Origin of the sequence: Streptomyces solincola (genome assembly GCF_002982015.1) — a bacterium.
In the GTDB taxonomy this organism is placed as follows: Bacteria; Actinomycetota; Actinomycetes; order Streptomycetales; family Streptomycetaceae; genus Streptomyces; species Streptomyces solincola.
Window position 1 is genome coordinate 1 of the sequence record NZ_PVLV01000412.1, and the last position, 7,624, is coordinate 7,624.

The 7,624-nt window shown below is 75.2% G+C and carries 8 protein-coding genes; 6 read left to right on the forward strand and 2 right to left on the reverse strand.

The genetic code is table 11. The features are described from left to right. On the reverse strand, positions 1 to 1,021 hold a 1,021-nt coding region (mshA, locus tag C6N75_RS23320; RefSeq protein WP_105870862.1), incomplete at its 3' end, for a D-inositol-3-phosphate glycosyltransferase. 181 nt (positions 1,022 to 1,202) lie between these two features. On the opposite strand from mshA, the gene C6N75_RS23325 reads away from it, so the two are divergent. Beyond that, the gene (locus C6N75_RS23325) at positions 1,203 to 2,012 is read left to right on the forward strand and encodes a class I SAM-dependent methyltransferase (RefSeq protein WP_105870863.1); all 810 of its coding nucleotides are present in this window, start codon (positions 1,203 to 1,205) and stop codon (positions 2,010 to 2,012) included. On the opposite strand, the gene C6N75_RS23330 is transcribed toward C6N75_RS23325, so the two are convergent. Next, positions 1,960 to 2,715 (reverse strand): ATP-binding protein, encoded by a 756-nt coding sequence (locus tag C6N75_RS23330; RefSeq protein ID WP_258177566.1) that lies wholly within the window; start codon positions 2,713 to 2,715, stop codon positions 1,960 to 1,962. The two genes, C6N75_RS23325 and C6N75_RS23330, sit on opposite strands and share 53 nt — an antisense overlap. Positions 2,716 to 2,953: 238 nt before the next feature. Here C6N75_RS23330 and C6N75_RS23335 point away from each other — a divergent pair, with 238 nt between their 5' ends. The 5 genes from C6N75_RS23335 to C6N75_RS23355 all read left to right on the forward strand — a co-directional run. Continuing rightward, complete coding sequence (locus C6N75_RS23335) at positions 2,954 to 3,811, forward strand: STAS domain-containing protein (protein WP_105870864.1); 858 nt, start codon at positions 2,954 to 2,956, stop codon at positions 3,809 to 3,811. Next, entirely contained in the window at positions 3,808 to 4,284 is a 477-nt protein-coding gene (locus C6N75_RS23340) for an STAS domain-containing protein (RefSeq protein ID WP_374684166.1), read from the forward strand. The genes C6N75_RS23335 and C6N75_RS23340 overlap by 4 nt, the downstream gene beginning before the upstream one ends. Continuing rightward, entirely contained in the window at positions 4,284 to 4,712 is a 429-nt protein-coding gene (locus C6N75_RS23345) for an anti-sigma regulatory factor (protein ID WP_105870865.1), read from the forward strand. The genes C6N75_RS23340 and C6N75_RS23345 overlap by 1 nt, the downstream gene beginning before the upstream one ends. Then, positions 4,700 to 5,785 (forward strand): ATP-binding SpoIIE family protein phosphatase, encoded by a 1,086-nt coding sequence (locus tag C6N75_RS23350; protein ID WP_181160589.1) that lies wholly within the window; start codon positions 4,700 to 4,702, stop codon positions 5,783 to 5,785. The genes C6N75_RS23345 and C6N75_RS23350 overlap by 13 nt, the downstream gene beginning before the upstream one ends. Continuing rightward, positions 5,782 to 7,624, forward strand: a 1,843-nt coding sequence (locus tag C6N75_RS23355; protein WP_258177567.1) for an ATP-binding response regulator, incomplete at its 3' end; no start/stop codon positions are given. The genes C6N75_RS23350 and C6N75_RS23355, both read left to right, overlap by 4 nt.

The following is a 7,624-nucleotide window of genomic DNA, read 5'->3' on the forward strand; positions in this document are numbered from 1 at the left end:
CCGCACGGAACCAGTCGGCGAGGCGGTCCTGGTCCACCGGCGGGTGGAAGCGGACCACGTCGGCGATGCCCAGGCGGGCGGCGAGCTTCTGGAGCTTCTCGGGCTTGGCCAGGCCGCTGCCGCTGGGGCCGCCGACCACGGGGACGAGCATCCGGCGGCGGAGGGCGGGATCGGCGTCGAGGAGGCGGGCGGCGGCGTGGAGCAGGATGTCGGGGGCCTTGAGCGGCTGTATGCGCCCGGCGAAGAGGGGGATGAAGGCGTCGGCGGGGAGGCCCAGGCGGGCGCGGGCGGCGGCCCGGCCGTCGGCGGGCCGGAAGCGGTCGAGGTTGACCCCGGGGTGGACGACCGCGACCTTGCGCCGCTCCGCCTCGTAGAAGCGGACCAGCTCGTCGGCCTCCTCGGCGGTGTTGGCGATGAGGCGGTCGGCGGCGCGGACGATCTGGGTCTCGCCGATCACCCGGGCCGCCGGCTCCGGGGTGTCCCCGGCAGCCAGCGCGGCGTTCTTCACCTTGGCCATGGTGTGCATGGCGTGCACCAGCGGCACCCCCCAGCGCTCGGCGGCCAGCCAGCCGACGTGCCCGGAGAGCCAGTAGTGGGAGTGGACCAGGTCGTAGTAGCCGGGCCGGTGCCCCGCCCACGCCCGCATCACCCCGTGGGTGAACGCGCAGAGCTGCGCGGGCAGCTCCTCCTTGGCCAGCCCCTCGTAGGGACCGGCGTCCACATGCCGCACGAGCACACCGGGGGCGAGTTCGACGGCCGGGGGGAGCGTGCCGGTGGTGGCGCGCGTGAAGATCTCCACCTCGACGCCGATCGCGGCCAGCTTGCGGGCCAGCTCCACGATGTAGACGTTCATCCCGCCCGCGTCGCCCGTACCGGGCTGGTGCAGCGGGGAGGTGTGGACGCTGAGCATCGCCACCCGGCGCGGGGTGCGCGCCCGGCCGGCCAGACCGGACAGGCCCGGCAGCCGCAGCTTGTGGGGCGACGACAGGGAGCCGGCGATCCGGGACGCGTACTGGCTCACGGGGGCGCGGGTCCTTCCGCTGTGGGGAGTGCGGGGGCAGGGGCTCGGGCGGAGGAGGCACAGGGGCCGCCTCATCAAGCTGAACAGCGGCGGCTGCTCCCCGCATTTCCGCTTTGCCAATTCGTTGCACGGGCCACCTTCCGGATGCCGGGGCGGGGGCGGGCCCCCGTACCCTCGTCGCATGGCCCCGCGCACCACCCGCCCGGTCGGCACCCCGACCCGCGGGACCACCAACCCCAACCGTCTGCGCCGCATGGACCGCTGGATCGCCGCCGTGCACGGCCCGGCGCTGCGGCGGGCGGACGGGCCGCCGGTCGCCGTCGACCTCGGGTACGGGGCCGCCCCCTGGACCGCCGTGGAGCTGCTGGCGCGGCTGCGCACGGCCGATCCGCGCACCCGGGTGGTGGGGGTGGAGATCGACCCGGAGCGGGTCGCGGCCGCTCGGCCGTACGAGCGGGAGGGCCTGGTCTTCGCGCACGGCGGCTTCGAGGTGCCGGTGCCCGGCCGGCCGTCGCTGATCCGCGCGGCGAACGTGCTGCGGCAGTACGAGGAGGGGGAGGTCGCCGCCGTCTGGGCGCGGCTGTGCGGGAGGCTGGCCCCGGACGGGCTGCTGGTGGAGGGCACCTGCGACGAGGTGGGGCGGCGGCATGTGTGGGTGGCGCTGGGCCCCGAGGGGCCGCGGACGGTGACCTTCGCCACCCGGCTCGGCTCGCTGGAGCGCCCCTCCGACCTGGCCGAGCGGCTGCCGAAGGCACTGATCCACCGGAACGTGCCGGGTGAGCCGGTGCACGCGTTCCTGCGGGACTTCGACCGGGCCTGGGCGGCGGCCAGCCCCTACGCCTCGCTGGGCGCCCGGCAGCGGTGGATCGCCGCGGCCGGGGCGCTGGCCGGCGACTGGCCGCTGGTGGACTCGCCCCGCCGGTGGCGGCAGGGCGAGATCACGGTCCGGTGGGACGCGCTGGCTCCGGGCCGGGAGCGGAGGGCGCGGTGAGCCCGCCCCCGGCCGGTCCCCGCGGCTGGCCGGCCGCGCGGGGCAGCTCCATGCGCACGTGCACGACCTTGCCGTCCGCGGTGGCGGCGGCGGTGGCGTGCGCGGCCAGCTTGCGGACCATCGCCCAGCCGTAGCCGCCGACGGCCCCCGGCGGGCGCGGCCCGGACGGTGAGGCGGGCAGCGCCGGGGAGCGGTCGGCGACCGAGATCAGCAGGCAGCAGGCGGCCGGGCCGCCGAAGCCGATCCGCGCCTCGAAGCCGGTGATGCCGCCGCCGTGCCGCAGGGCGTTGGTCACCACCTCGGAGGTGACCAGCAGCGCGTCCGCCACCGCGGGCGGGTCGGCGTCCGAGGCGTGCTCGGCCAGCAGCGCCGCCACCAGGTCGCGGGCCTCGTCCACCCGCCCCGGCACGCAGACGGCGACCTGTTCTTCGGACAGGGGCGCCGCCCCGGGCCGGGACGGCGCCTCGCCCTGTATCGCCGCCCTGTCCCGTACCGCCGCCGTCTCCCGTACCGCCGCGTCCCCCGCCGGCGCCCCGTCCCGTACCGCCGCCGACGCCTCTCGTACCGGCGCCGCCTCCCGTACCGCCGGCGGCCGGTGGACGCGGATGCGGGAGGCGGCGGCGGCACGGGACGGGGCGTCCTCGTCGCGGGGGCGCTGCTGCCGGCCGCCGGGTTGCCGGCTGTCCTCTATCGGCTCGACCACGTCCTGCTACCCCCGCCCCGGTTCGCTCTCCCCATGGCGCGACATCATGGCAGTTTCCGCGCCCACCGGCCGACGGGTCGCCGGTCTTCGGGCGGCGCACCCCGTACATCGGGCGCCGGACGGCGCCGACGGTGACGGAGCGCGACCGTCCGGGAACCGCTCCGGTAGGGGTCCGACGGCCCGGAACCGGGCCCGGTGGGTGCCGTAGCATCGGCGGTCGATACCAAGGAGCGTGAACGTGACCCACGACGGTGGATCTCAGCGACTGGTCGACCTGTTGACTGCGCAGAGTGACGAATTTACTTCCCAATGGGTACGGTCCGTGGGCGAGTCGCTCAGGGGGCGCATCAGCCTGACCGAGCTGGGCCAGGAGCTGAACGAGCTCTACGCGGCGATCCTCGCCGGGCTGAGCACCAGCGGTCTGGCCTCGCGCGGCGAGGGCTTCGCCGAGGTGCGCAGCCTGCTGGTGGAGCTGTCCCGCAACCGCGCCCGGCAGGGGTTCTCGCCCACCGAGACCGCCGTCAGCGTCTTCGCGCTCAAGGACGTGCTGGAGCCCGCGCTCAACGAGGGCAACGAACGGGACGTGCGCGCCTACCTCCTGTTCTCCCGCCTCCTGGACGACCTGGGGCTGTTCACCGTGGAGTCCTACGCCCGCACCCGCGAGGAGATCATCTCCTCGCAGGCCGACCAGTTGCTGGAGCTGTCCACGCCGGTGGTCAAGCTGTGGGACGGGGTCGTCGCCGTGCCGCTGGTCGGCACCCTGGACTCGGCGCGCACCCAGGTGGTGATGGAGCGGCTGCTCCAGGCGCTGATCGACTACGACTCGACGCAGGCGATCATCGACATCACCGGCGTGCCCGCGGTCGACACCCAGGTCGCCCAGCACCTGCTCAAGACGGTCGTGGCGGCGCGGATGATGGGCGCCGAGTGCGTGATCTCCGGCATCCGCCCGCAGATCGCGCAGACCATCGTCGCGCTCGGCATCGAGTTCGGCGACATCCCGACCAAGGGCACCCTCGCGGACGCCCTGCGCCACGCGCTGTCGGCCATCGAGCGGGACCGCCGGCTCGCCGAGGAGTACGGGGGCCTGCTGTGACCGAGCGCGTGCCGATCCTGCGGATCGGGGACGTCCTGCTGGTGTCCATCCAGGTCGACCTGGAGGACCGGGTGGTGATGGACCTCCAGGAGGACCTCTCCAACCGGATCGTGGAGACCGGCGCCCGCGGCGTCGTCATCGACATCTCCGCGCTGGAGATCGTGGACTCCTTCGTCGGGCGGATGCTGGCGACCGTCGCCGCCATGTCCCGGGTGCTGGACGCGGAGACCGTGGTGGTCGGCATGCGGCCGGCCGTCGCGATCACCCTGGTCGAGCTGGGCCTGTCGCTGGGCGGGGTGCGCACGGCGCTCAACCTGGAGACCGGCCTCGCGGTGCTGCGCCGGGCCCGGGCCGCCGCGCTCGGCTTCGGCGAGGGCGCCGGACCTGCGGGCGGTCCCGCCGAGGCGGGCGGCCCGTCCTCCGGCGGCTCCTTCCGCCCGGGCGCCGGTCGCCGCCACCCGGACCGCATCTGATGAGCGGCGCTCCGTACGGGGGCACCGCGCAGCAGCGGGACGACGTGGTCCTCGACAGCAGCGCCGGCGTCGTCAAGGCACGCCAACTGGTGCGCACCCTGGCGCAGGAGGCCAGGCTGTCCCTCGTCGACCAGACCAAGCTGGTGACGGCGGCCAGCGAGCTGGCCCGCAACACCCTGGTGTACGGCGGCGGGGGCCGGATGCAGGCCGAGACGCTGGCGGCGAACGGCCGCACCGGCGTACGCCTGACCTTCAGCGACACCGGCCCCGGCATCCCCGACGTGGAGCTGGCGCTGACCGACGGCTGGACCTCCGGCGGCGGCATGGGCCTCGGCCTGAGCGGCGCCCGACGGCTGGTCGACGAGTTCGAACTGGAGACCGAGGTCGGCAAGGGCACTCAGGTCGTGATCGTGAAGTGGGCCCGGTGAGCGCTCCCGTCCTGACCGAGGCCGAGCACATCACCTGGCTGCGGGTCGACGTCGGCCTGGCCATGTCCGCCCGCCGGGAGGCGGCCAGGCTGGCCAAGCGGATCGGGCTGGGCGCCGACCGGGTCTCGGCGGTCGAGATCGCCGTGACCGAGGCGGCCACCAACCTCCAGAAGCACGCGGTGGACGGCGCGCTGGCGCTGCGGGTCACCCGCTCCGGGGCGCACGCGGCCGTGGAGTTCGTCGCCACCGACACCGGACCGGGCATCCCCCACCTGCCCAGCGCGCTGGCCGACGGCACCTCCTCCACCGGCACCCTCGGCGTCGGCCTCGGGGCCATCGCCCGGCTCGCGGACGTCTTCGACATCCACACCCTGCCCGGTCGCGGCACGACGGTGATGGCCCAGTTCTGGGCGGGCGCCGAGGCCCGCCGCGAGGAGCCCGCCGGGATCGACGCGGGCGGGCTGACCCGGCCCATCGGCGGGGAGGAGCTGTGCGGGGACACCTGGGCGCTCCGCTCGGCGCACGCCCCCGGGACCGCGCCGGCGGACGGCGGGGCCGCGTCCGGCGCCGGCCCGGTGCTGGCGATGATGTGCGACGGCCTGGGCCACGGCCCGCAGGCCGCCCGGGCCGGCGAGGTGGCCCGCGAGGCGTTCCGGGGCACCCGGCACACCCGGCCGCAGCAGGTGCTCCAGGACCTGCACCGGGCGCTGAAGGGCACCCGGGGCGCGGCGATCGCGGTGGCCAGGCTGGACTTCGCGGCCGGGTCGGTCGAGTTCTCCGGCGTCGGCAACGTCAGCGGGTTCCTCGTCGAGGACGGCAGGCGCAACTCACTGCTGTCGGTGCCCGGCATCGTCGGCCACCACATGCCGCACCTGCGGACCTTCACCGCCGCCGCGGGGCCGGGCAGCGCGTTCGTCACGCACTCCGACGGGCTCAGCGACCGGTGGTCGCCGGAGTCCTTCCCGGGGCTGTTCGTGCGCCGCTCCACCGTTGTCAGCGCGCAGATCCTGCGCGAGGCCGGCGGCCGCCGGGACGACATCGGCATCCTGGTCGTCAAGGCCACGCGGGCATGACCCCCGCCTCCCGGCCCGCGCACCCGGCTCCGGACACCCCGCCGGACCCGGGCACGCCGCCGAGCCCGGACACCGCACCGGGTCCGGACATCGCACCGGGTCCGGAGCCGGGCTCCGCCGGGGAGCGGTCGCTGGCGAGCGTGGAGCTGGCGGCGCACCCCGACCTGTTCAAGCTGCGCCGCCACGGGCAGGCGCTGTGCCGCGCCCTGGACATGGACGAGGCGCAGCGGGTGCGCCTGATCACCCTGATCAGCGAGGCCGGGTCCAGTCTGCTGGGCGCGGCCGGGCTGACCGCCGACTTCGCCGTCCGGCCCGCCCCGGCGCCGGCGGGGGCGCGGGGGCTGCCCGGGCCGGACCGGCTGGTCGTCCGCTTCCGGTGGGACGAGGAGCGGGAGCCGTCCGCCGAGATCCTGGCCGCCTCCCGCCGACTGCTTGACCTGTGCGCCCACAGCGGCCACCGTCTGGAGCTCGGGCAGAACCTGCCCGCCCCCCGGAGCGCCGGGCGGCTGTCCACGCGGGTCCAGGAGGAACTGGCAGCATTGCGCGGGACCGACATGAGCGACGAACTCCGCAACCAGAACCGCGAACTGCTGGCCGCCCTGGAAGAGGCGCGGGCCCAGCAAGACGAGCTCCAGCGCCTCAACGAGGAGCTGGAGGAGACCAACGCGGGTGTGATGGCCCTGTACCGGGAGCTGTCCAGCGAGCTGGAGGAGACCAACCGGGGCGTCGTCGCCCTCTACGCCGACCTGGAGGACCGCAGCCGCCGGCTCAGACTCGCCAGCGCGGCCAAGACCCGCTTCTGGGCCAACGTCAGCCACGAGCTGCGCACCCCGGTCAACTCGGTCATCGCGCTGGCGCAGTTGCTGCTCGCCGCGGATGCCGAGGCGCTCACCGCCGAGCAGCATCGGCAGGTCTCCCTCATCGCCTCCTCGGGCAACACGCTGCTGGCCCTGGTGGAGGAGCTGCTGGACACCGCCAAGGCCGAGTCCGGCCGGCTGGAGCCGCACCTGCGGGAGACCGACCTGCGCACCGTGCTCTACCAGTTGCGCGGCACCCTCGCCCCGGCCGCCGGTGCGGAGGTGGAACTGGACATCGAGGACGCGGCGTTCCCCGGACGGTTCGTCACCGACGAGGTGATGCTCACCCGCATCCTGCGCAACGTGCTGTCCAACGGGCTGAAGTTCACCGCCGCCGGATCGGTGCGGCTGACCGCGCGGGCCGAGGAACGGGCGGACGGCCCATGGGCGGTGTTCACCGTCACCGACACCGGCGTCGGCATCCCCGAGGGCCAGCTCGACCGGGTCTTCGAGGAGTTCTACCAGGTGCGCGGCGCCCACCAGCGCGGCCGGGCCGGCACCGGCCTTGGCCTGCCGTACGCCCGCAGGCTCAGCGAACTGCTCGGCGGCCGGCTGACCCTGACCAGCCGGGTCGGCAACGGCACCCGGGTGGTCGTCGAACTGCCCGCCGACCCGCCCGAGACCGGCCGCGCCCGCGCGCTGGGAGAGGGCCCGCTGCTGCGCAGCGTCGTCATCATCGACGACGACCCCGACTTCGTCCGCTCCCTCGGACCGGTCCTCGGCAAGCTCGCCGAGCACACCACCGAGGTGACCGACAGCAGCCAGGCGCTGCGCATGATCCGCACCACCATGCCGGACGCGGTGCTGGTCGACCTCGCCATGCCCGCGCCCGACGGCTACCAGGTGCTCCAGCAGATCGCCGCCGTCCCCGCGCTCTCCCAGGTGCCGGTGCTGATCCTCACCTCCACCGACCGGAGCAGCCTGGACCACTCCCGGCTCACCCGCGCGCGGGTGAGCCGGGAGTGGTCCAGGCTGCTCCGGT